Source organism: Geodermatophilus sp. SYSU D01176, assembly GCF_054050015.1.
Map to the genome: position 1 here is coordinate 21,296 of NZ_JBJGYN010000042.1, position 23,556 is coordinate 44,851.

21 protein-coding genes and 1 pseudogene are annotated in these 23,556 nt (G+C 74.2%); 11 read left to right on the forward strand and 11 right to left on the reverse strand.

Annotated features, from left to right (window positions below):
• The first annotated feature begins 62 nt into the window (after positions 1–62).
• The gene (locus ACI78Z_RS19155; RefSeq protein WP_457038133.1) at positions 63–350 is read left to right on the forward strand and encodes a winged helix-turn-helix domain-containing protein; all 288 of its coding nucleotides are present in this window, start codon (positions 63–65) and stop codon (positions 348–350) included.
• A gap of 18 nt (positions 351–368) precedes the next feature.
• Here the strand turns inward: ACI78Z_RS19155 and ngg are convergent, their stop codons facing one another.
• The 6 genes from ngg to ACI78Z_RS19185 form a co-directional block, all read right to left on the reverse strand.
• Positions 369–2,126, reverse strand: a complete 1,758-nt coding sequence (gene ngg / locus ACI78Z_RS19160) for an N-acetylglutaminylglutamine synthetase (protein WP_457038134.1) — start codon at positions 2,124–2,126, stop codon at positions 369–371.
• Entirely contained in the window at positions 2,123–3,904 is a 1,782-nt protein-coding gene (locus ACI78Z_RS19165; RefSeq protein WP_457038135.1) for an N-acetylglutaminylglutamine amidotransferase, read from the reverse strand. Before ACI78Z_RS19165 ends, ngg begins: the two co-directional genes overlap by 4 nt.
• A 291-nt stretch (positions 3,905–4,195) precedes the next feature.
• Positions 4,196–4,954 (reverse strand): iron ABC transporter ATP-binding protein, encoded by a 759-nt coding sequence (locus tag ACI78Z_RS19170; protein WP_457038136.1) that lies wholly within the window; start codon positions 4,952–4,954, stop codon positions 4,196–4,198.
• Positions 4,951–5,931 (reverse strand): iron chelate uptake ABC transporter family permease subunit, encoded by a 981-nt coding sequence (locus tag ACI78Z_RS19175; protein WP_457038137.1) that lies wholly within the window; start codon positions 5,929–5,931, stop codon positions 4,951–4,953. Before ACI78Z_RS19175 ends, ACI78Z_RS19170 begins: the two co-directional genes overlap by 4 nt.
• Positions 5,931–6,956 carry an ABC transporter permease gene (locus ACI78Z_RS19180; RefSeq protein ID WP_457038138.1) on the reverse strand — a complete coding sequence of 342 codons (1,026 nt, stop codon included), beginning with the start codon at positions 6,954–6,956 and terminating at the stop codon, positions 5,931–5,933. Before ACI78Z_RS19180 ends, ACI78Z_RS19175 begins: the two co-directional genes overlap by 1 nt.
• Before the next feature lie 4 nt (positions 6,957–6,960).
• Positions 6,961–7,911, reverse strand: a complete 951-nt coding sequence (locus tag ACI78Z_RS19185) for a siderophore ABC transporter substrate-binding protein (RefSeq protein ID WP_457038139.1) — start codon at positions 7,909–7,911, stop codon at positions 6,961–6,963.
• 185 nt (positions 7,912–8,096) lie between these two features.
• Between ACI78Z_RS19185 and ACI78Z_RS19190 the strand changes: the two are divergent.
• The 4 genes and pseudogenes from ACI78Z_RS19190 to ACI78Z_RS19205 all read left to right on the forward strand — a co-directional run.
• Positions 8,097–8,330, forward strand: a pseudogene (locus tag ACI78Z_RS19190) (aldo/keto reductase); the annotation flags it as partial.
• An 88-nt stretch (positions 8,331–8,418) separates the two neighbouring features.
• Positions 8,419–9,030, forward strand: a complete 612-nt coding sequence (locus ACI78Z_RS19195) for an aldo/keto reductase (RefSeq protein ID WP_457038140.1) — start codon at positions 8,419–8,421, stop codon at positions 9,028–9,030.
• Positions 9,031–9,097: 67 nt separating this feature from the next.
• Entirely contained in the window at positions 9,098–9,463 is a 366-nt protein-coding gene (locus ACI78Z_RS19200) for a hypothetical protein (RefSeq protein WP_457038141.1), read from the forward strand.
• Positions 9,456–9,881 carry a hypothetical protein gene (locus ACI78Z_RS19205; protein WP_457038142.1) on the forward strand — a complete coding sequence of 142 codons (426 nt, stop codon included), beginning with the start codon at positions 9,456–9,458 and terminating at the stop codon, positions 9,879–9,881. Before ACI78Z_RS19200 ends, ACI78Z_RS19205 begins: the two co-directional genes overlap by 8 nt.
• Positions 9,882–9,998: 117 nt before the next feature.
• On the opposite strand, the gene ACI78Z_RS19210 is transcribed toward ACI78Z_RS19205, so the two are convergent.
• Complete coding sequence (locus ACI78Z_RS19210) at positions 9,999–10,733, reverse strand: hypothetical protein (RefSeq protein WP_457038143.1); 735 nt, start codon at positions 10,731–10,733, stop codon at positions 9,999–10,001.
• A gap of 146 nt (positions 10,734–10,879) precedes the next feature.
• On the opposite strand from ACI78Z_RS19210, the gene ACI78Z_RS19215 reads away from it, so the two are divergent.
• Entirely contained in the window at positions 10,880–13,168 is a 2,289-nt protein-coding gene (locus tag ACI78Z_RS19215) for a SpoIIE family protein phosphatase (protein WP_457038144.1), read from the forward strand.
• Positions 13,169–13,178: 10 nt separating this feature from the next.
• On the opposite strand, the gene ACI78Z_RS19220 is transcribed toward ACI78Z_RS19215, so the two are convergent.
• Both ACI78Z_RS19220 and ACI78Z_RS19225 read right to left on the reverse strand, forming a co-directional pair.
• Positions 13,179–13,694, reverse strand: a complete 516-nt coding sequence (locus ACI78Z_RS19220) for a flavin reductase family protein (RefSeq protein ID WP_457038145.1) — start codon at positions 13,692–13,694, stop codon at positions 13,179–13,181.
• A 28-nt stretch (positions 13,695–13,722) separates the two neighbouring features.
• Positions 13,723–14,658, reverse strand: a complete 936-nt coding sequence (locus ACI78Z_RS19225) for a hydroxymethylglutaryl-CoA lyase (protein ID WP_457038146.1) — start codon at positions 14,656–14,658, stop codon at positions 13,723–13,725.
• Between the two features lie 134 nt (positions 14,659–14,792).
• Between ACI78Z_RS19225 and ACI78Z_RS19230 the strand changes: the two genes are divergently transcribed.
• Positions 14,793–15,683, forward strand: coding sequence for a diguanylate cyclase domain-containing protein (locus ACI78Z_RS19230; protein WP_457038147.1), 891 nt, complete (start codon positions 14,793–14,795; stop codon positions 15,681–15,683).
• 43 nt (positions 15,684–15,726) lie between these two features.
• On the opposite strand, the gene ACI78Z_RS19235 is transcribed toward ACI78Z_RS19230, so the two are convergent.
• Positions 15,727–16,842 (reverse strand): M20 family metallopeptidase, encoded by a 1,116-nt coding sequence (locus ACI78Z_RS19235; protein WP_457038148.1) that lies wholly within the window; start codon positions 16,840–16,842, stop codon positions 15,727–15,729.
• Between the two features lie 134 nt (positions 16,843–16,976).
• The gene (locus ACI78Z_RS19240) at positions 16,977–18,704 is read right to left on the reverse strand and encodes a glycerol-3-phosphate dehydrogenase/oxidase (protein ID WP_457038149.1); all 1,728 of its coding nucleotides are present in this window, start codon (positions 18,702–18,704) and stop codon (positions 16,977–16,979) included.
• Between the two features lie 112 nt (positions 18,705–18,816).
• On the opposite strand from ACI78Z_RS19240, the gene ACI78Z_RS19245 reads away from it, so the two are divergent.
• From ACI78Z_RS19245 to glpK (ACI78Z_RS19260), 4 genes are all read left to right on the forward strand, one after another.
• Positions 18,817–19,569, forward strand: a complete 753-nt coding sequence (locus ACI78Z_RS19245; RefSeq protein WP_457038150.1) for an IclR family transcriptional regulator — start codon at positions 18,817–18,819, stop codon at positions 19,567–19,569.
• Positions 19,566–21,074, forward strand: a complete 1,509-nt coding sequence (glpK, locus tag ACI78Z_RS19250) for a glycerol kinase GlpK (RefSeq protein ID WP_457038151.1) — start codon at positions 19,566–19,568, stop codon at positions 21,072–21,074. The genes ACI78Z_RS19245 and glpK (ACI78Z_RS19250) overlap by 4 nt, the downstream gene beginning before the upstream one ends.
• A gap of 148 nt (positions 21,075–21,222) precedes the next feature.
• On the forward strand, positions 21,223–21,945 hold the full coding sequence (locus ACI78Z_RS19255; protein ID WP_457038152.1) for an MIP/aquaporin family protein: 723 nt from the start codon (positions 21,223–21,225) through the stop codon (positions 21,943–21,945).
• Positions 21,946–21,996: 51 nt separating this feature from the next.
• On the forward strand, positions 21,997–23,514 hold the full coding sequence (gene glpK, locus ACI78Z_RS19260) for a glycerol kinase GlpK (protein WP_457038153.1): 1,518 nt from the start codon (positions 21,997–21,999) through the stop codon (positions 23,512–23,514).
• The last annotated feature ends 42 nt before the right edge of the window (positions 23,515–23,556 follow it).

The following is a 23,556-nucleotide window of genomic DNA, read 5'->3' on the forward strand; positions in this document are numbered from 1 at the left end:
ACTCCCCTCCGTGAACAAGTGAAGCAGGCTTCACCTGTCAGCGCCACCGGGAAGGGGGACCAGTGACCGACGACCGCCGTCCGACGTGGACGTTCCTCACCAACCACGGGCACGTGCTGCTCGCCGTCGCCGCCGACCCGGACGCCCGCGTCGAGGAGGTCGCCGCCCGGGTGCGGATCAGCTCCCGCGCCGTCCTGGCGGTCCTGCGCGACCTGGAGGACGCCGGGTACCTGACCCGCACCCGCCGGGGACGGCGCACCCACTACGAGGTGGTGCCGCACCGGCCCTTCCGCCACCCCAGCGAGGCCGACCGCGAGGTCGACGAGCTGCTCGCCGTCTTCACCCGGTAGGGGAGGAAGGGTCCTCCTTCAGCGCCGGCGGGTCTCCGGGAAGAGCAGGTCGACGAAGCGCTGCACGGTCGGCTGCGGCTCGTGGTTGGCCAGCCCCGGCCGCTCGTTGGCCTCGATGAACACGTGGTCGGGGCCCTCGACGTCGGGCACCAGGAAGTCCAGCCCGGTCACCGGGATGCCGATCGCCCGGCTGGCCCGCACGGCGGCCTGCGCGATCGCCGGGTGCAGCCGCTCGGTGACGTCCTCGATGGTGCCGCCGGTGTGCAGGTTCGCCGTCCGCCGGACCCGGATCCGCTCGCCGGCGGGCGGGACGTCGTCCATCGAGAACCCGGACTCGGCGACCACCTCGGCGGTCGTGTCGTCCAGCGGGATGCGCGACTCCCCGCCGGTCGCCCGCTCCCGCCGGCGGCTGGTGGTGCGCACCAGTTCGGTGACCTCGCTGCGGCCGTCACCCACCACCTCGGCCGGACGGCGCACCGCGGCGGCCACCACCTCGTGGTCGATGACGACCACCCGCAGGTCGTCGCCGGCGACGAGCTCCTCGACCAGCACGTCGGGGCAGAAGTGCAGTGCCGCGTCGACCGCCCGCTCGAGCGCCTCGGCCGTGGTCACGCCGACGGTGATGCCCCGACCCTGCTCCCCGCGGGCGGGCTTGACCACCACCTCGCCGCACTCGGCCAGGAGCGCGCGGGCGTCCTCGAGGTCGCCGTCGGCGGCGGTCGCACCCCGGGGCACGCGGACACCGGCCCGCTCCATGATCCGCCGGGTGACCCGCTTGTCGTCGCAGCGGCTCATCGCGACCGCGCTGGTGTACTCCGACAGCGACTCGCGGGTGAGCACCCTGCGGCCACCCAGCGACAGCCGCATCTCACCCCACGCGGCGTCGGTCACCTCGACGCGCACACCCCGCGTGAGCGCCTCCTCGGCGATGATCCGCGCGTAGGGGTTCAGGTCCTCCAGCCCCTCCGGGCGGGCGGCGAACAGCGAGCTGTTGATCGGGGTCTTCCGCTTGACGCAGACGGCCGGCGTCCGCTGGAAACCGAGCTTGCGGTACAGCGCGATCGCGCCGCTGTTGTCGTGCAGGACCGAGAGGTCCAGGTACGCCCGTCCCCGCCCCACGTAGCGCTCGGCCAGCACCCGGACCAGCGCCTCGCCGGTCCCGGGCGGGGCGTCCTGGGCGTGCACGGCCAGGCACCACAGGCTGGCCCCGTTCTCGGGGTCGTCGAAGGCCAGCACGTGGTCGACCCCGGTCACCGTGCCGACGACCCGCCCGGTGCGCTGGTCCTCGGCGACCAGGTAGGTGAACGTGCGGGTGCGGTGGTTGGCCCACATGGTCGCCGGGTCGCCGGTGACCATGCCGTTGCGGGTGTAGATCTCGTTGATCTGCCCCATCTCGGCCAGCGAGGTCACAGTGCGCACGAAGACGCCGCGGATCAGCTCGTGCCGCGGCCGGTACCGGTGCAGGTCGAGCCGGTAGGTGTAGCTGGGGTCGATGAACAGCTCGTCGGGCGCCAGCCCCACCAGCACGTGCGGGTCGCGCGGGTAGATGCAGATGTCGCGGCGGTCGCTCTCCTCGGCGCGCAGCGCGTCGACGATGCCGCGCAGGTCGGCGAAGGTCTGCCCGAACACCAACCGGCCCCAGGCGAGGTCCAGGACGACGTCGGACTCCATCCCCTGCCGCTGGTGCTCGGAGGGCTCCTGCCACGACCGGCTGGTGAACGACGGGGTCGCGGCGGCCGCGCGGCGGCGGTGCCCGGCAACGTGGGGCACGGTCACACCCCGTGGGTCTGCAGCCAGAGCTCGAGCAGGCCGAGCTGCCACAGCTTGTTGCCGCGCAGCGGGGTGAGCTCACCGTTGGGGTCGGCCAGCAGCCGCTCGACGTACTCGGGCCGGAACAGCCCGCGCTCCCGCGCAGCGTCGTTGGACAGCGCGTCGCGCACCAGGTCGAGCACCTTGCCCTCGAGGTGGGTGATCGCCGGGACCGGGAAGTAGCCCTTGGGCCGGTCGATGACCTCCGGGGGGATGATCCGCCGGCCGATCGCCTTGAGCACGCCCTTGCCGCCGTCCGCGAGCTTGAGCTCCGGCGGGCACATCGCGGCCAGCTCGACCAGGTCGTGGTCGAGGAAGGGCACCCGGGCCTCCAGGCCCCAGGCCATGGACATGTTGTCCACCCGCTTGACCGGGTCGTCGACGAGCATGACCTCGCTGTCCAGGCGCAGTGCGGCGTCCACGGCGGTCTCGGCGTGCGGCGCGGACATGTGCCGGCGGACGAACTCCAGGCTCGGGTCGCCGTCGACGGTGTAGCGGTCGGCGACCAGCCGGGCCATGTCGGCGGCGTCGCGGTCGAAGAAGGCCGCCGCGTACCGCTCGACCGCCTGCTCCCGGCCGACGCCGGCCAGCGGCGGGTACCAGTGGTAGCCGGCGAAGACCTCGTCGGCACCCTGCCCGGACTGCACCACCCGGATCGACTGGCTGACCCGCTCGGACAGCAGGTCGAAGGCGACGACGTCGTGGCTGACCATCGGCTCGGCCATCGCGTTGATCGCGTGGCCGAGGGCGGCGGCCAGCTCGTCGGAGGCGACCCGGATGCGGTGGTGGTCGGTGGCGAAGCGCTCGGCGATCACGTCGGAGTAGACGAACTCGTCACCCTCGCGGCCGCCGACGGCCTCGAAGCCGATCGAGTAGGTCGCCAGGCCGGTCTGCCCCTCCTGCGCGAGCAGGCCGACGATCAGGCTGGAGTCCAGCCCGCCGGAGAGCAGCACGCCGACCGGGATGTCGGCGACCAGGCGCCGGCGGACGGCGACCCGCAGCGCCTCCTCGATGGCGTCCTCCCAGTCGCGGGCCGACCAGGTCGCGTGCGCAGGGTCCCGCTCGTAGCGCGCCTCCCAGTACCGGTGCTCGCGGGAGGTGCCGTCGGCCTCGATGACCCGGACCGTGGCGGGGGGCAGCTTGCGGACGCCGGTGAGGATGGTCCGCGGCGCGGGGACGACGGCGTGCCAGGTGAGGTAGTGGTGCAGCGCGACCGGGTCGATGGAGGTGTCGACGTCCCCGGCCTGCACCAGGGCCGGCAGCGAGGAGGCGAACCGCAGCCGGCCCGGCGTCTCGGCCAGGTACAGCGGTTTGATGCCGAGCCGGTCGCGGGCGAGCACCACGCGGCCGGTGTCGCGCTCGGTGATGACGAACGCGAACATGCCGTGCAGGTGGGAGACGACGTCGGTGCCCCAGTGGTGGTAGCCCTTGAGGATCACCTCGGTGTCGGAGGTGGAGAAGAAGCGGTAGCCGTGGCCCTCGAGCTCGGCGCGCAGCTCCTGGTAGTCGTAGATGCAGCCGTTGAAGACCGCGGTCAGCCCGAGCTCGTTGTCCACCATCGGCTGGCTGCCCGCCGGCGACAGGTCGATGACCGACAGCCGGCGGTGCCCGAAGGCCACCCGCCCGTTGCTCCAGGCGCCCTGGCCGTCCGGCCCGCGGGGGACCAGGCACTCGACCATCCGCGCCACGGCGGTGGTGTCGGCCAGGGAGCCGTCGAACCGGATCTCGCCGGAGAGGCCGCACATGGAGGTGATCCAACCCCACCCGACAGGCCTCCGCGACCGCCCGGGGCCACGTCACACCGATGCAACCCGGCCGTGTTCCACGTGGAACGGGCGGGGCGGACGCGGCGGTTTCCGCGGAAAACGCCGCGTCGGTGGGGGTGGTTTCCGCGGGAACCGCCCCCGACCTCCTCGGCTGCCACCAGGGCCGCCCTGCGTGCGCGTCGTCTTCGCCGTCGCCGCCCCCGCGACATCGACCTCGTCAGGCGGTTCCGGATCCGCTGCTCCGGCGAGGACGGCGGTCCGGCGGGAGGGTCAGGACCAGGGGACGCCGATCCGCCGTCCGGCCAGCTCGTGCACCTCCACCTCGACGTCGAAGACCTTGCGCAGCAGTTCCGGGGTCATCAGCTCGGCGGTGGGGCCCTCGGCGACCAGCTGGCCCTCCCGCATCGCGACGATCCGGTCGGAGTAGCAGGAGGCGACGTTGACGTCGTGGACGACGAGGACGACGGTGCGGCCGAGCTCGTCGGCCATGCCGCGCAGCACCCGCATCATCTGGACGGCGTGCCGCATGTCGAGGTTGTTCAGCGGCTCGTCGAGCAGCACGTGGTCGGTGCCCTGGCACATCACCATCGCCACGTAGGCGCGCCGGCGCTGCCCACCGGAGAGCTGGTCGAGGTGCCGGTCGGCCAGCGGGCCCAGCTCGAACCGGGCCAGCGCCTCGTCGACCAGGCGGCGGTCCTCGGCGGTCAGCCGCCCGCCGCAGTGCGGGAAGCGGCCGAAGGCGACCAGCTCCCGCACGGTCAGCCGCACCGACGTCGCGTTCTCCTGGCGCAGCACCGCCAGCCGCTTCGCCAGCACCGCGCCCGGCGTCGTCGCGACGTCCATCCCGTCGACCCGCACCCGCCCCCTGTCGGCCGGCAGCAGCCGCGCGGCGACCGACAGCAGCGTGGACTTGCCCGCACCGTTGGCGCCGATCAGCGAGGTGATGCCGCCGGTCGGGATGGTCAGCGAGACGTCGTCCAGCACGCGGACGCCGCCGTAGGCCTTGGAGACGGACTCGACCTCGATCACTGGCGGGGCTCCCGGATCAGGAGGGCGATGAACACGATCCCGCCCACGAAGTTGACGACGATGCTGAGGCTGGAGTTGAAGCCGAAGACCCGCTCGAGGACCAACTGCCCGCCGGCGAGCGCGAGCAGCGCCAGCAGGGCGGCCCCGGGCAGCACCCAGGCGTGCCGGTGGGTGCCCAGCAGCTGGCGGGCCAGGTTGGCCACCAGCAGGCCGAGGAAGGTGATCGGCCCGACCAGCGCGGTGGCGACGGCGACGAGGACGGCGACGGCCAGCAGCGCCCGGTTGACCACCCGGCGGTGCTCGACGCCCAGGCCGACGGCGGTGTCCCGGCCGAGCGCGACGACGTCCAGCCGGGGGAGCAGCCGCCAGACGCCGGCGGTGACCAGCGCGACGAGGACCGCGGACAGGGCCAGCATCTGGCGGTCGACGGAGGTGAAGCTGGCGAACAGCAGGTCCTGCAGGGTGAGGAACTCGTTGGGGTCGATGAGCCGGGACACCAGCAGGGTGAGGCTGGTGAAGGTCGAGCCGAGCACCACGCCGAGCAGCACGAGCACGTGGACGTCACGCTCGGTGCGGCCGAACAGCGACCGGTACAGCAGCGTCCCGAAGCCGAGCAGGACGACCACCTCGACCGCGAAGCGCAGCCGCGGGTCCGCCGTGGTGACGGTGGCGGCGCCGAGGAGGAAGACGCCGGCAGTCTGGATCAGCACGAACAGCCGGTCGAACCCCATGATCTCCGGGGTCAGGATCCGGTTGTTCGTCACCGTCTGGAACAGCACGGTGGAGACCGCGACCGCCACGGCGACGACGGCCATCGCGGCCAGCCGGCGGCTGCGCTGCTGCAGGGCGTAGTCCCAGGAGCCGGTGACGTCGACGGTGAGGAACGCCGCGACGACCGCGAGGGTGAGGACGCCGAGGACGGCCAGCGTGCGCCGGCGGCGGGTGGCGCGCTGCGGCGCGGTCAGGACGGCGGTCATCAGATCGCCCGCGTCCGGGCGCGCAGCAGCAGCCAGACGAACAGCACGCCCCCGATGACCCCTCCGACCATCCCGACGGGCACCTCGTACGGGTACCGGATGGTGCGGGCCAGGACGTCGCAGAGGAGCACGAACGCCGCTCCGGTCAGCGCGGTCACCGGCAGCACCCGGCGCAGGTTGTCGCCCATGGCCAGGGTCACCAGGTTGGGGACGACGAGACCGAGGAAGGGGATCGAGCCGACGCTGACCACCACGATCGCGGTGACGACCGAGGAGATCGCCAGCCCGACCATGACCACGTGGGTGTAGGCGACGCCGAGGTTGATCGCGAAGCCCTCGCCCATGCCGGCGACGGAGAACCGATCGGCCCACAGGTAGGCGACCACGGTGGCGGCCAGCACCAGCCAGAGCAGCTCGTAGCGGCCGGCCAGGACGCCGGAGAAGTCCCCGTTCATCCACACGTCCATCGACTGCAGCAGGTCGAAGCGGTAGGCCAGGAAGGTCGTCGCCGCGCTCACCACGCCGCCGAGCAGGATGCCGACCAGCGGGACGACCACGACGTCGGTGAGCACCATCCGCTGCAGCAGCCAGACGAAGAACGCCGTGCCGACCAGGGCGAACACCACGCCGATCGTCATCTTGCCGAGCACCGACGTGCCGCCGGACCACAGCGTGGCGACGACGATGCCCAGCCCGACCCACTCCGTCGTCCCGGCGGTCTGCGGGGAGACGAAGCGGTTGCGGGTCAGGTGCATCATCACCAGCCCGGCCACGGCCATCGCCGAGCCGGCCAGCAGGATCGCCAGCAGCCGGGGCACCCGGCTGGTCCACAGCACCCGCGCCTGCGCGGCGTCGGGGTCGAGCAGGTCCGCCGGCGCCAGGTCGCTGACCCCGACGAACAGGGATGCGGACGCAGCGAGCACCAGGGCCGCGAGCGCGGCGGCGACGTGCCGGCGCTGCACACCGCGGCGGCGCCGCACTGGGGTGGGTGCGGCGCCGCGCGGTCCGTTCTGCGTGGTCGTCACCGGCTCACTCGACCGCGGCAGCGACCTCGTCGACCATCTGCTCGACCGACGGCAGGCCGTTCGGCGCGATGTACCAGACGGTCGAGTCCAGGTAGTGGACGTCGTCGTTCTGCCAGGCCGTCGTCCCGCGGACCAGCTCGTTGTCGAGCACCTGCTGCGCGGCCGTGCCGGACTCGCCGATCGCGGCGTCGCGGTCCAGCACCAGGAGGATGTCGGGGTCGTTCTCGGCGAGGTACTCGAAGGAGATGGCGTCGCCGTGGTCGGCCGCGGTCAGCCCCTCGTCGGCGGGGGTCAGCCCCAGCTCGTCGTAGACCAGGCCGAAGCGGGTCTCGGGGCCGTAGGCGCTGAGCTCACCGCCGCTGGTCATCACGAACAGCGCGTCGCCGGCGCCCTCCGCGGCCGCCTGCACCGCGGCGGCCCGCTCCTCGACAGCGGCCAGTCGCTCGGCGACGGCGGCCTCCTCGCCGAAGACCTCGCCGAGGGTGGTGGTGCGCTCGGCGAGGGAGGCCAGGAAGTCCTGGCTGTCCACGGTCAGGTCGATGGTGGGGGCGATCTCGGCCAGCTCCGGGTACACCGCGGCCGAGCGCCCGCCGACGATGACCAGGTCCGGCTCGAGGGCGTTGACGGCCTCGTAGTCCGGCTCGAACAGCGAGCCGACCTTCGCGTACTCGTCCCCGGCGTACTGCGCCAGCGACTCCGGGTAGGTCGCCTCCGGCACGCCGGCCACCTCGACGCCGAGGCTGTCCAGCGTCGACAGGACGCCGACGTCGAACACGACGACGGTCTGCGGGTCGGCCGGGACGGCGGTCTCACCCTGCGCGTGCGACACGGTGACCTCGCCGGCCTCCGAGGCGGCCGCACCGGTCGCCTCCGCGCTCCCGCCGCAGGCGCTGACGGCCAGGGCGGTGGCCACGGTGAGGGAGAGGGCGGCCGACGGGCGGGCCTGCGTGCGCATGGCGCTCCTGAGGTGAGGCTTGGCTAACTGAGGCGCACCTAACCTCCCACACGACCCGTTGCGTGTGCCAACTGCCCCCCCGGGTACCGGTTGTCGAGCAGCGGGGGCAGGGGCACGGGAGGGCCATGGAGAACCGCACACTGGGACGGCTGACCGTCTCCGCCCAGGGCCTGGGCTGCATGGGGATGAGCGAGTTCTACGGCACCGGTGACCAGGCGGAGGCCGAGCGCACCGTCCAGCGGGCGCTGGACCTCGGCGTCACCTTCCTCGACACCGCCGACATGTACGGCCCGTTCACCAACGAGCGCCTGGTCGGCCGGGCGATCGCCGGCCGGCGCGACGAGGTGGTGCTGGCCACCGAGTTCGGCAACGAGCGCGGTGAGGACGGCTCCTTCCGCGGCATCAACGGCCGGCCGGACTACGTGCACCGGGCGTGCGACGCCTCGCTGCAGCGCCTGGGCGTCGACGTCATCGACCTCCTACTACCAGCACCGGGTCGACACCACCGTGCCGGTCGAGGACACCTGGGGCACGCTGCGCGAGCTGGTCGAGGCGGGGAAGCTCCGCCACGTCGGGATCTCCGAGGCCGCGCCGGAGACCATCCGCCGAGCGCACGCGGTGCAGCCGGTGACGGCGGTGCAGACCGAGTACTCGCTGTGGACCCGCGACCCCGAGGACGACGGCGTGCTGGCCACCTGCGCCGAGCTCGGCATCGGCTTCGTCGGCTACTCGCCGATCGGCCGCGGCTTCCTCTCCGGGCAGATCCGCAACCTCGACGACCTCGCGCCCGACGACTTCCGCCGGCGCAACCCGCGCTTCCAGGGCGAGGCCTTCGCGAGGAACCTGGAACTGGTCGACCGGGTGCGCGAGATCGCCGACGAGAAGGGCGTCACGGTGACCCAGCTCGCACTGGCGTGGGTCATGGCGCAGAGCGACCGCGACGGCCACCCGACCGTCGTCCCGATCCCCGGCACCAAGCGGGTGGCCTACCTGGAGGAGAACGCCGCGGCCGCCGACGTCCGGCTGACCGACGCCGACCTGCGGCGGCTGGACGAGGCCGCCCCGGCCGGCGCCACGGCGGGGGACCGCTACCCGGACACGTCCACCGTCCACCGCTGACGGAGGGGCACCGTCCCCGGGGGAGGATGGCGCCCGTGCCTGCCACGACCGCCCCGGGGTCCGCTCGGTGAACACCGCGCTGGTGGTCGCGGTGACCGTCACCGCCGGGCTCCTCGCGCTGGCCGGGATCGCCTCGACCCTCGCCCGGCGGCGGATCGGCCTGCTGCACCTGTGGGGCGCAGCGCTGCTGGAGGTCCTGCTGCTGGTGCAGGCGGTGCTCGCCGTCGTCCTGCTGGTGCGCGGGGACCGTCCGGCCGACACCCCGACGTTCCTCGGCTACCTGGCCGGCATCGTGCTGCTGCCGGTCGCCGGGGCGCTGTGGGCGCGGACCGAGCCGACCCGGTGGGCGGGCACCGTGCTGGCGGTGGCGGCGGGGGCCGTGGGTGTCATGGTCTGGCGGCTGCAGGAGCTGTGGGAGGCGACGGGTGGCTGAGACGGTGGGGGAGCGGGCGGCCACGGGCGGGCCGGGGCGGGTGCTCGTCGCCGTCTACGGCGTCTTCGCCCTCGCCGCCGGTGCGCGGGCCGCCGTCCAGCTGTCGACCCGCTTCGCCGAGGCGCCGGTCGCCTACCTGCTCTCCGCGCTGGCCGCGGCCGTCTACCTCGTCGCGACCGTGGCCCTGGCCCGCGGCGGGCGCCGGACGGCGCTGGTCGCGATCACGATCGAACTGGTCGGCGTCCTCGTGGTGGGCACGCTGTCCCTGCTGGACCGGGCCGCGTTCCCCGACGAGACGGTGTGGTCGGCGTACGGCCGCGGCTACCTGTTCATCCCGCTGGTGCTGCCGGTGCTCGGGCTGCTGTTCCTGCGCCGCACCACCCGCCGTCCACCCCCGCGGGACCCGACGGCCGGGTGATGTGCACCCGTGGCGGGCTCCCGGCGGCCCCGACCCGGGCCCCGCCCTGAGCCTGCGAAGGGTGGGGAGGACGGGGTCCTCCCACGAGGGACGGGGGGACGCGGGGTCCTCTCACGATCAGAACTCCCCGCCGCCGAAGTCACCACCGAGGTCGCCACCGAAGTCCCCGCCGCCGAAGTCGCCGCCCGGGTCACCGCCGTAGTCGCCGCCGTCCGCGCCGGCGCCGTCCTCGTAGCCCTGGGCGTAGGCCTCCTCGTCGCCGCCACCGAAGAGGCCACCGTCCCCGATGCCGGTGTCGAACAGCGCGTCGGCGACCGCCGTGCCGACCACCAGACCGCCGACCGTGCCGAGCAGGCTGGCGCCGAGCGTGCTGCCGAAGCCGGGCGCGCCGTACCCGCGGCCGTAGCCGCCTCCGTACCCGGGCCCGTGGCCACCGCCGTACCCGGGGCCGCCACCGAAGCCGCCGCCGAAGGCACGCTCCAGCGTCCCCGGCTGGCGCACCTCCGCGCGGGTGGCCGCCCGCGCCAGGGAGCGGGGGTCGTCCGAGCGCGGCCGCTCAGAGGAGGGCACCGCGGCGGCGAGCTGGACCAGCACCTCCTGGCGCTGCTGCGGCGTGAGCTGGGCGAACGCCTCCGCGTGCGCCTCCTCGATCTGGTCCGGCGGCGCGGTGCGCAGCAGGTACCGGTAGCGCTCGATCGCCTGCTGGTCGGTGAGCGCACCGCCCTGCGGCCGGTCGTGCTGGGGAGCCGGCGGCGGCTGGTACCCGCCGTACTGCGGTGCGGCCTGGTACCCGTCGTACCCCTGGTCGGCAGCGGGTCGGCGGCGGCCGAAGAGCCGGTCGAGCAGTCCCATGGCGATCGTCTCCCTCCGAGCGGGGTCGGCGTACCCCGGACGAGGGGTTCCCGCCGGGCCACCGCCCACACCTCCCGGACCAACCGCAGGTCAGACGGGTGACCCGTGGTGGCCCGGCCGCCGTCCGCCTGGTTACTGTCGTTCCCGTGCCGGCCGAGCGGGACCGTCCGCGGGACTCCTCCCCCGTACAGCGCCTCGACGGCATCGCCCGCCGCGAGGAGGCCGGCGTCGTCAGTGCGGCCACCGCCGTCCTCTCCCAGCGCGCGGGCACCGGCACCGCCTCGACCGCGCTGCCCGGCGTGCTGGCCGACGTCCCGGTGGCGGTGCTGCTCATCGACCGCGGTGCCGGCGCGGTCACCTACGCCAACAGCGCGGCCGTCGAGCTGGCCGGCAACGTCCGCCTCCCCGTGGACATCGACACCTGGGGCGCCTCCGTCGGCCTCACCGACCTCGGTGGACAGCCCCTGGCCAGCACGTCCGGCCCGCTGTCCCTGGTCGCGCAGGGCCAGCCGGTCACCGGTGAGGCGGTGCGGATGGTGCCCCGCGGGGCGTCCGAGCAGGACGGCGACCAGCCCGAGCAGCTGCTCTGGGTCACCGGCTTCCCGCTGTCCCGCCCCGACGGCGACGAGCACCTGTCGCTGGTCGTCTTCCTCGAGGTCGAGTCCGGAGGGGCCGACGAGACCGGCGACGCGCTGCAGGCCCTGCGCGAGCGGGCCGTCGTCGCCACCGACATCGCCTTCACCATCACCGACCCCCGGGAGCCGGACGACCCGCTGGTCTGGGTCAACCCGTCCTTCAGCCGCATCACCGGGTACTCCTCCGAGGAGGCGGTGGGCCGCAACTGCCGCTTCCTGCAGGGCCCGGCCACCGACCCCGCCACCGTCGCCGAGATCCGCACCGCGCTCGACGAGCGGCGGGCGATCACCACGACGCTGCTCAACCACCGCAAGGACGGCACCGCCTTCTGGAACCAGCTGTCGATCAGCCCGGTCTTCGACGGCGAGGGGCAGCTGGTCAGCTTCGTCGGCGTGCAGACCGACGTCACCGAGCGGGTGCGCGTCGAGCACGAGCGCGAGGCCGCGTTCGCTGCCGAGCAGACCGCCCGGCAGGAGGCCGAGCTGGCCCGGGCGACCGCCGAGCGGGCGCAGGCCGACGCCGAGCGGGCCCGGGCCGACGCCGAGCGCATGCAGGGCCGCCTCGCGCTGATGGCCGAGGCGACCAGCACGCTCATCGCCACCCTCGACCTCACCGACGTCCTCGACCGGCTGGCCCGGCTGTGCGTCCCGCTGCTCGCCGACTGGGTGTTCATCTCCCTGGTCGACGACGCCGGGAACGTCCGCCAGACCGCCTCCCGGCACCGCGACGGCTTCGCCGAGGAGCTGCGGCTGCTGGCCACGCAGCACGCCGTCCACCTGCCCGAGGACTCGCCGACGCGGCGGAGCATCGCGACCGCCCGCCCGGTGCTGGTGCAGCGCGCCGAGACCGAGCTGGACCGTCTGTTCGCCACCGAGGCCGCGCGGGAGGCCGCCGAGCGGCTCGGCGTCGGGTCGCTGCTCGCCGTCCCGATGGTCGCCCGCCGCCGGACGCGGGGGGCCATCCTGCTGGGCCGCACCGACAGCGGGCGCCCCTTCGACCAGGAGGACGTCGACCTGGCCGAGGACCTCGCCCGCCGCGCCGCGCTGGCGATGGACAACGTGCGCCTGTACCAGCAGGAGCACACGGTCGCCGACACCCTGCAGCGGTCCCTGCTGCCGGAGCTGCCGGTGATCCCCGACCTGGAGTCGGCCGCGCACTACGTCAGCGCGTCGACGGCGGCCGACGTGGGCGGGGACTTCTACGACCTGCTGCACCTGCCCGACGGGTCGATCGGCGTGGTGATCGGCGACGTCGTCGGCCACGACATCGCCGCCGCCGCCGCGATGGGGCACCTGCGCGGGCTGATCCGGGCGTGCGCCTGGGAGGCCCCCGACCCCGACCCCGCCGCCGTCCTCGCGCGGGTGGACCGGCTGGTGCAGGGGCTCGGCGTGGCCTCGATGGCGACGATGGTCTACGTCCGGGCGGTGCCCCCCGCGGAGGACGGCGCGCCGTGGCGGCTGCACCTGGCCAGCGCCGGCCACCCGCCGCCGCTGCTGCGCACGGCCGACGGCGCGGTCGAGCTGCTGGACGGGGTCACCGGCCTGCTGATCGGCGTCGACGGCAGCCTGCCCCGGCGGTCCACCGCGATGGACGTGCCGCGCGGTGCCACGCTGCTGGCCTACACCGACGGGCTCATCGAACGCCCCGGCACCGACCTCGACGAGGGCATCGCCGAGCTGGTGGACCGGGTGGCCGCCGCCCCGGCCGCCGCCGGTCCGCGTGGGCTCTGCGACGCCGCGGTCGCGGGCTCCCTGGACGGGCGGGACGACGTCGCGCTGATCGCCGTCCGGTTCCGCTGACCCTTCGCCGCTACCCCTCCGCGGCGGGGGTCTCCAGCAGGCCGTAGGCGCCGCGGTGGAACAGCAGCGGCCGCCGTCCGGGGTCGGCGCCGAGGTCCAGCACGCGTGCGGCGACGAGGGTGTGGTCGCCGCCGTCGTACTCCGCCCACAGCTCGCAGTCGATCCAGGCGACGACGTGCTCGAGCACCGGCTGCCCCAGCCGGCTGGGCCACCAGGACACCCCGGCGAACTTGTCGGTGCTCGAGCGGGCGAACCGGGCCGACAGGTCGGACTGGTCCTCGGCGAGCACGTTGACGCAGAAGCGGCCGAGCGCGCGCAGCCGCGGCCAGGTGCGCGACGTGCGGGCGGGCGCGATGGCCACCAGCGGCGGGTCGAGCGACAGCGAGCTGAACGACTGGCAGGTGAAGCCGATCGGCCCCTCGTCGCCCTGGGCGGTGACCACGGTGACGCCGGAGGCGAAGTGACCGAGGACGTCGCGCATGGTGTGGGCGTCCACCGTCCTCCCCCCGGACGACGGCTCGCTCATGCACTCCAGCCAACCACGGCGGCCGGGGTCACCCGACGCCCGTGGGCCGGGGCACCGAGCGCCCGCCCGCCCGGTACAGCGAGCTGGGCAGCGGGCGGCCCACGACCTCCTCGGTGACCCGCGCGGCGGCGAGCACGGCGTCGAGGTCCAGTCCCGTGCGCACGCCGGACTCTTCCAGCATGTAGACCAGCTCCTCGGTGGCGATGTTGCCGCTCGCGCCGGGCGCGAACGGGCAGCCACCCAGGCCGCCGACGGAGGAGTCCAGCTGGGTCACCCCCGCCTGGACGGCGGCGAGCGCGTTGGCCTGGCCGGTGCCGCGGGTGTCGTGGAAGTGCACGCCCACGTCGACGCCCGGGCAGGCCCGGCGGACGGCGTCGAGCAGCTGCACCACCCGCAGCGGCGTGGTGGTGCCGATCGTGTCGCCCAGGCACAGCCGGTCGGCGCCGGCCGTGACCGCGGCCCGGGCGACGTCCACGGTCCGCGGGATCGGCGTGCGGCCGTCGAACGGGCAGTCCCACGCGGTCGCGATCACGACCTCCAGCGAGCCACCGGCGTCGTGGGCCAGGGCGGCGATGTCCCCGACCGCCGCGACGGCCTCGGCGGTGGAGCGCCCGGCGTTGGCGCGGCTGTGCCCGTCGGAGGCGGAGACGACGTACTCGAGGTGGGCGACCCCGGCGTCCACCGCGCGGGTCGCGCCGCGGGCGTTGGCCACCAGGGCGGAGAAGTGCACGCCGTCGAAGGCGTGCAGCTCGGCGGCGAGTCGGTCGGCGTCGGCCAGCGCGGGGACCGCCTTGGGGGAGACGAAGGACGTCACCTCGATCCGGCGCACGCCGGTGGCCACGAGCGCCTCCAGCATCGCCAGCTTCCCCTCCAGCGGTACCGGCGCCTCGAGCTGCAGACCGTCGCGCATGCCGACCTCGCGGACGTCCACGGACGCAGGCAGTACCAGGTCGAACTCGTTCACGGGCCCTCCTCGGTGGATCACGTGCCATATTGCCCCGGCGTCGGGTTCCACGTGGAACGACTCGGACACTCCCGAGCCCAGGAGCTGCAGCAACAGGGTCTGTCGGCGCAGGATGTCCGGCACGGAGGTGGGATGTGACGAACGCGGCGGGGACGCTTCCCCCGGCGGATCGCGGGAGCGCGTTCGCCAACGCGCCCATGGGCATCGCACTCGCCACGACCGCCGGTCTCATCGTCGACGCGAACCCGGCACTGGCGTCGATGCTCGCGCTCACCCCCGACGAGCTCTACGGGCGCTCGATGCTCGACCTCGTCCACCCCGAGGACCGCCCGGCCGCGGTCGAGGCGTTCACCGAGCTGCTGGACCGGCGCCGGATGATGCGGCACGAGACCCGGCTGGTGCGGGCGGACGGCGGCATGGTGCCGGTGCAGGTGACCTCGTCCTGGGTGAGCGGGACCCCCCAGGGCGACCCACCGCACGTGGTGGCCATCGTCGAGGACATCACCGAGCGCAAGCTCCTGGAGGCCTCGCTCCTGCACCGGTCGCTGCACGACCCGCTCACCGGGCTGCCGAACCGGGTGCTGTTCACCGACCGGCTGCGGCACGCGCTCGAGCGGGGACGCCGCGAGCGGACGCCGACCAGCCTGCTGGGCGTCGACCTGGACGGCTTCAAGCTGATCAACGACGTCCACGGCCACCCGGTGGGCGACGAGGTGCTGATCGCCTTCGCCGAGCGGCTGACCTCGGTGCTGCGCGCCAGCGACACCGCGGCCCGGGTCGGCGGGGACGAGTTCAGCATCGTCTGCGAGACCAGCGGCCGGGCCGACGCGGAGGCCCTCGCGGCCCGGCTGCGCGAGCGGGTGAGCGAGCCGCTGCGGCTGAGCGGCGGGCTGACCATCCAGCTGTCGGTGAGCATCGGGATCGGCACGGCGGAGGGCGGCACGGACCCCGAGCGGGCCTTCCAGGCGCTGGTGCGGGAGGCCGACGACGCGATGTACGTCGACAAGGCCGCCCACCGGGGCTGAAGAAGGACCCTCCCACCCCCCGGGAAGGACCCTGCAGGGGCCGTCAGGGCTCGCGGCGGGACCCCGCAGGAGGGCGGTTCCAGCGGCGGACGACGTCGGAGAAGGTGGCGGCGGCCTGCTCCACCTCGGCGACCTCCACGTACTCGTCCACGGCGTGCATCACCGCCGGTGTGCCCGGCCCCCACACCACGATGGGGGCGCCCCCGACGACCTGCACCAGCACCGAGGCGTCGGTGAAGTAGGTCGCCGGTGTGGGCAGGACGCCCGCGGGCAGCGAGGCCACCCACGGGTCGTCGGCGGGGGTGCCGACCGGCGGCAGGTCGACCCGCACCTCGACGTCGGCCACCTCCGGCTGGGCCCGCCACCAGGTGAGCAGCTCCTCGCCGGCGGCCACGGTGCGCATGTCGACGACCGCCTCGGCCCGGTCGGGGACGACGTTGGGCACGGTGCCGCCCGCGACGACGCCGGGGTTCCAGGTCTCGGTGCCGAGGAACGGGTCGCTGCGCAGCGGCAGCGCGCCGCCGGCCCGGCCCAGGACGGCGACCAGGTCCAGGACGGCGTTGTGCCCGCGCTCCGGCGTGCTGCCGTGGGCCGCCCGGCCGGCGGTGCGGACGGCGAGCCACAGCGCGCCCTTGTGGCCGAGGACGACCTGGTTGCCGGTCGCCTCCGGGACGATCACCGCGCCCACCGGCAGCTCGGCGACCGCCGCGGCCGCGGCGGCGGCGCCCTTCGAGCCGATCTCCTCGTCGCTGGTGAGCAGCAGCGCCACGGGGACCTCCGGGTCGGCGGCGGCCAGGGCGGCCGCGGAGGCGACGACGCCGGCCTTCATGTCGCTGCCCCCGCGCCCCCACACCCGCCCCTCCTCGAGGTCACCACCGAAGGGGTCGCGCCGCCACGCGGCCGGCTCGGCCGCCGGGACGGTGTCGACGTGGCAGGTGAGCAGCAGGACCGGCCGGCCGGGGTCGGCGGGGGTCCGCAGCAGGGACCAGGGGTGGTCCCGGTCGCGGCCCTCGGTCACCTGCAGGTGCGGGGCCGCACCCCGCAGGACGTCGGTCAGCGTGCCGAGCAGGTCGCGCTGGGCGGCGGCGTCCCCGGACACCGTCGTCCGGCGCACCAGGTCCCGCACGAGCGCCACCGGGTCGAGGTCGGTCGCCGTCATGCCCCGATCCTGCCCGGACCGCCCGGACCTGCGCACGGCCAGCGGCTCCACGGCCGTCGGGGACGGCACCTGGTCGCATCTGCGGTCCGGAGGACCGCGGTGTCACCGCGGTGTCGGCCGGTGGGCCGACGATGTCAGACGAGCGCGCGGCCCACGGCGACGGCCCGGGTGTCGGGAGCGGCGATCCGCACCGCGTCGGCGGCCCGGTCGTCGGCGGCCTCCTGCGAGCGGCGCTCGGCCTCGACCCGGGCCCGGTAGCTGTCGACCTCGTTCGCGATCCGCGCCTCGTCCCAGCCGAGGACACCGGCCACCGCGCGGGCGACCGGCTCGGCGGACTCCACGCCCCGGTGCGGGGTCTCGATCGAGATGCGGGTGCGCCGGGCCAGCAGGTCGTCCAGGTGCAGCGCCCCCTCGTGCGAGGCCCCCCACACCATCTCGACCATCAGGTACTCCTCGGCACCGGGCACCGGCTCCAGCAGCGAGCGGTCGTCGGCGGCCAGCCCCAGCACCTCGGGGGTCTCCGAGCCGTACCGGTTGAGCAGGTGCTCGGCGCGGAAGTGCGGGATGCCCCAGCGCTCGCTGAGCCCGTGCAGCTGGTTGACCATCGCGTGGTAGCCCTCGGCGCCGACCAGCGGGATGTTCCCGGTGACGCTCGGCGGCACCGCGCGGGTGACGTCCTCGGCGACGGCGTCCACCGCGTCGGCGGCCATCGGCCGGTAGGTGGTGTACTTGCCGCCGGCCACGGCGACGACGCCGGGCATCGGCCGGGCCACCGCGTGCTCGCGGGAGAGCTGGCTGGTCAGCTCCGACTCCCCGGCCAGCAGCGGCCGCAGCCCGGCGTAGACCCCGGTGATGTCGTCGTGGGTGAGTGCCACGGTCAGCACCTGGTTGACGTGCTCGAGGATGTAGTCGATGTCGGCCCGCGACGCCGCCGGGTGGGCCTTGTCCAGCGTCCAGTCGGTGTCGGTCGTCCCGACGATCCAGTGGCTGCCCCACGGGATCACGAACAGCACCGACTTCTCGGTGCGCAGGATCAGCCCGGTCTCGCCGTTGATCCGGTCCCGGGGGACGACGATGTGCACGCCCTTGCTGGCCCGCACGTGGAACCGGCCGCGCCCGCCGACGAGGGTCTGGATGTCGTCGGTCCACACGCCGGTGGCGTTCACCACGACCTCGGCCTGCACGTCGACCTCGGCGCCGCTCTCCACGTCGCGCACCCGCACCCCGGTGACCCGGCCGCCGGCGTGGTGGAACGCGACCACCTCGGCGGAGTTGAGGACGGTGGCGCCGTAGGCGGCGGCGGTGCGCGCCACGCTGAGGGTGTGCCGGGCGTCGTCGGCCTGCGCGTCGTAGTACCGGATCGCGCCGACGAGGGCGTCGGGCTTGAGCGCGGGGAACAGCCTGCGGGCGCCGGTGCGGGTGTAGTGCCGGTGCGGCGGCACGGGGGTCGACAGCGCGCCGACGCGGGCCAGCCCGTCGTACAGGGTGAGCCCCGCGGTCACGTAGGGCCGCTCCCAGTGACGGGTGAGCGGGTAGAGGAAGGGCACCGGCTTGACCAGGTGCGGGGCGAGCCGGGTGACGCTCAGGTCGCGCTCGTGCAGGGCCTCGCGGACGAGGCCGAAGTCGAAGGACTCCAGGTAGCGCAGCCCGCCGTGGAAGAGCTTGGAGGACCGCGAGGACGTGCCGCTGGCGAAGTCGCGGGCCTCGACGAGCGCCGTCCGCAGGCCGCGGGTCGCCGCGTCGAGCGCGACACCGGCACCGGTCACCCCGCCTCCGACGACGAGGACCTCGAACGGCTGCTCGGCCAGCTCCGCCCAGGCTCGGGCGCGCTGCTGGGGACCGAGTGCGGGGACTACGGGCATGCCTACTCCTCAGGCGGGGACTGCTCGTCGTCCACGGTAGGCCGCAGGTCGGGGGCGGGTCGACGTCGCGCGTTCGACATCGTCGTACGCCGAGGGCCTAGGGTGACCGGCCGTGCCCGGCACCGTGCAGTCGATCCAGCGCGCCGCCACCCTGCTGCAGGCGATCGTGGAGTCAGGCGGCCAGATGGGGGTCACCGAGCTCGCGTCCGCCGTCGGGCTGCCCAAGACGACGACCCACGGGCTGCTGCGCACCCTGCTGGCCGTGGGCTTCGTCGAGCAGGACCAGCGCACCGGCCGGTACGCGCTCGGCGCCGGCCTGCTCGGCCTGGGCTCGCACTACCTGGACGCCAACGAGCTGCGCTCCCGCGCGTCGAACTGGGCGGACTCGCTGGCCGCCCGCAGCGGGTTCGCCGTCCGGCTGGGAACGCCGGCGGGCCTGCAGGTCGTCGTCGTCCACCACGTCTTCCGGCCCGACGACTCGCCGCAGGAGCTGGAGGTCGGTTCCGTGCTGCCCGCGCACGCCACCGCGGTGGGCAAGGTCCTGCTGGCCTCCCGCCCGGCGCTGGCCCGGGCGCTGACCGACGCGCCGCTCGAGGCGCTCACCCCCCGCACCGTCGTCGAGCCGGCCGCGCTGCTGGCCGAGCTGCAGACCGCGCGCGCCCGGGGCTGGGCCGAGCAGCGCGGCGAGTACCGGCTGGGCGTGGGCGGGGTCGCCGCCCCGGTGCACGGGCCCGGCGGGATGGTGGTCGGGGCGCTGGGCGTCAGCGGACCGGTCGAGGAGCTGTTCGCCGAGGCGGCGCGGCCGGCCCTGCGGACCATGGTCGTCGAGGCGGCCGCCGCCGTCTCCCGGGAGCTGCTGGCATGACCGAGCGGTACGTGCTCGCGGTCGACCAGGGGACCACCTCGACCCGGGCCATCGTGTTCGACCGCGCCGGGCGGCTGGTCGCCGTCCGCCAGCGGGAGCACCGCCAGCACTTCCCCCGGCCGGGCTGGGTCGAGCACGACCCGGAGGAGATCTGGGCCAACACCCAGCTCACCGCCGCCCAGGCGCTCCGCGACGTGGCCGGCTCGCCCGGGCAGGTGGTGGCGCTGGGCATCGCCAACCAGCGGGAGACCACGGTGGTCTGGGAGCGCGCCACCGGGCGGCCGCTGGTGCGGGCGCTGGTCTGGCAGGACACCCGCACCGGGCCACTGGTCGAGGAGCTGACCGCGCGGCCGGACGCCGCGCTCGTGCGCGAGCGCACCGGGCTGGAGCTCGCCGGCTACTTCGCCGGGCCACGGCTGTGCTGGGTGCTCGACGCCGTCCCCGGCGCGCGGGCGCGGGCCGAGCGCGGCGAGCTGCTGTTCGGGACGATGGAGAGCTGGCTGGTCTGGAACCTCACCGGAGGGCCGGACGGCGGGGTGCACGTCACGGACGTGACCAACGCCAGCCGCACGCTGCTCATGGACGTGCACACCTGCTCCTGGGACCCCGACCTCCTGGACTTCTTCGGTGTGCCCGCCGCGATGCTCCCGGAGATCCGCCCGTCCGTCGGCGTCCTCGGCACCGCCAGCGCGCTGCCCGTGCCGCTGCCCATCGGCGGCGCCCTCGGCGACCAGCAGGCGGCGCTGTTCGGGCAGACCTGCTTCGCCCCCGGCGAGGCCAAGTGCACCTACGGCACCGGCAGCTTCCTGCTTCAGAACACCGGGAAGGACCTGGTCCGCTCCCGGCACGGGCTCATCAGCACGGTCGCCTACCAGCTGACCGGCGAGCCGGTGCACTACGCGCTGGAGGGCTCGATCGCCGTCACCGGCGCCCTGGTGCAGTGGCTGCGGGACAGCCTCGGGCTGATCGGCTCGGCGGCCGAGGTGGAGACCCTCGCCCGCACCGTCGCCGACAACGGCGGCTGCTACATCGTCCCGGCCTTCTCCGGGCTCCTCGCGCCGCACTGGGAGGGCCGGGCGCGCGGGCTGGTCGCCGGCCTGACCGGCTACGTGACCAAGGGGCACCTGGCGCGCGCGGTGCTGGAGGCGACGGGGTGGCAGACGCGGGACGTCGTCCGGGCCATGGACGCCGACTCCGGACTGCCGCTCGAGGTGCTGCGGGTGGACGGTGGGATGACCACCAACAACCTGCTGATGCAGTTCCTGGCCGACGTCCTCGGCAGCCCGGTGGTGCGCCCGATGGTGGGGGAGACGGTGTCCCTGGGCGCCGCCTACGCCGCGGGGCTGGCCGTCGGGGTCTGGTCGGACACCGAGGCGCTGCGGCGCAACTGGCACCGCTCGGCGCAGTGGGTCCCCGACGGGCGCCGGGTCGCCGCCCTGGACGCCGCCTACCCGGAGTGGGAACGCGCGGTGCAGCTCAGCATCGCCTGGGGCGCGCGCCGCTGACCGGCGAGGGTGTACGACATCGTCGTACAGGACCCGTTGTCCGCCCTCGACCTGTGTGAATAGCGTCACCGCCCCGGCCGTCGTCCGGGCGGCACCGCTCCCGGTGCCGCCCTGGGGCCCACGCATCACCGGCGATGAGGAGCACCGCATGAGCTTGTGGACAGTCTTCGGCAGCGAGGTCGTCGGGACGGGGATCCTGATACTCCTCGGCGTCGGGGTGGTCGCGAACGTCGTCCTGCCCGGCACCCTGGGCAACGGGGGAGGCTGGCTCCTCATCAACTTCGGCTGGGGGATCGCCGTCTTCGCCGGCGTCTTCGCCGGCGCCAGCTCCGGGGCGCACATCAACCCGGCGGTCACCCTCGGCCTGGCGGTGAGCGGCGCCGACGAGTACGCGCCCGGCGTGCCGATCACCCTGGCGTCGTCGCTGGTCTACGTCACAGGCCAACTGGTCGGCGCCTTCCTCGGCGCCGTCGTCGCGTGGCTGGCCTACCGCAAGCACTACGACGAGGCGACCGAGCCGGTCCTCGGCACCTTCTCCACCGGCCCGGCGATCCCGAGCCCCCTGTGGAACGTGATCACCGAGGTCATCGGCACGTTCGTGCTCGTCTACATCATCCTGCGCTTCGGCGACACGCCCGGTGAGCTCGGCCCGCTGGCGGTGGCGCTGCTCGTCGTCGGCATCGGCGCCTCGCTCGGCGGGCCGACCGGCTACGCCATCAACCCCGCTCGCGACCTCGGCCCGCGCATCGCCCACGCCGTGCTGCCGATCCGTAGCAAGGGGGACAGCAACTGGGGCTACGCCTGGGTGCCGATCGTGGGTCCGCTGATCGGCGCCGTCCTGGGCGGCCTGATGTCGCACGTCCCCGTCTGACCCCGGACCGCCGACAGGTCAACCACCGCAACGACGCGAGAGGAACCACCCGTGAGCCAGTACGTGGCAGCCATCGACCAGGGGACCACGAGCACCCGCTGCATGATCTTCGACCACGAAGGGGCCGTGGTCTCGGTCGGGCAGAAGGAGCACCAGCAGATCTTCCCGCGCGCCGGGTGGGTCGAGCACGACGCCAACGAGATCTGGGCCAACACCCGCGAGGTGGTGGGCCAGGCGCTCGCCCGGGGCAACGTCGGCACCTCCGACGTGGTCGCCGTGGGCATCACCAACCAGCGGGAGACCGCCGTCGTCTGGGACCGGAACACCGGCCAGCCGGTCTACAACGCGATCGTCTGGCAGGACACCCGCACCTCGGCGATCGTCGAGCAGCTCGGCGCCCTCGGCGGCGGGGCCGACCGGTACAAGGACAAGGTCGGCCTGCCCCTGGCGACCTACTTCTCCGGGCCCAAGGTGCGCTGGATCCTGGACAACGTCGAGGGTGCCCGGGAACGGGCCGAGCGGGGTGACCTGCTCATGGGCACCATCGACTCCTGGCTGATCTGGAACATGACCGGCGGGGCCGACGGCGGGCTGCACCTCACCGACGTCTCCAACGCCTCGCGCACGATGCTCATGGACTACCGCTCGCTGGCCTGGGACGCCGCCATCGCCGAGGAGATGGGCATCCCGATGTCCATGCTCCCGGAGATCCGGTCCAACTCCGAGGAGTACGGCCGGGGGCGCAAGGCCGGCTTCCTCGCCGGGGTGCCGATCGCCGGCTCGCTCGGCGACCAGCAGGCGGCGACCTTCGGCCAGGTCTGCTTCACCAAGGGCATGGCCAAGAACACCTACGGCACCGGCAACTTCATGCTGCTCAACACCGGCGAGGAGGCCGTCCCGTCGCAGAACGGCCTGCTCACGACGCTGTGCTACCAGCTCGGCGACGGCAAGCCGGTGTACGCGCTGGAGGGGTCCATCGCGGTCACCGGGTCGCTGGTGCAGTGGGTCCGGGACAACCTCGGGATGATCGCGAGCGCCCCGGAGATCGAGGACGTCGCCCGCACCGTGGAGGACAACGGCGGCGCGTACTTCGTGCCCGCCTTCTCCGGGTTGTTCGCCCCGCACTGGCGCTCGGACGCCCGCGGCGCCATCGTCGGGCTCACCCGGTACGTCAACAAGGGGCACCTGGCCCGGGCCGTGCTCGAGGCGACGGCGTACCAGACCCGCGAGGTGCTCGACGCGATGAACGCCGACTCCGGCGTGGACCTCACCGAGCTGCGGGTGGACGGCGGCATGGTCGGCAACGAGCTGCTCATGCAGTTCCAGGCCGACCTGCTCGACGTCCCGGTGATCCGGCCGAAGATCGCCGAGACCACCGCCCTGGGCGCCGCCTACGCGGCCGGGCTCGCGGTCGGCTTCTGGTCCGACCTCCACGAGCTGACCGCCAAGTGGGCCGAGGACAAGCGCTGGGAGCCGCAGATGCCGGCCGAGGAGCGGGAGCGCAACTACCGCAACTGGCAGAAGGCGGTGACCAAGAGCCTCGACTGGGTCGACGAGGACGTGCGGTAAGGGGGATCGAGCGCCGGGTCCGGCGGTTTCCGCGGAAACCGC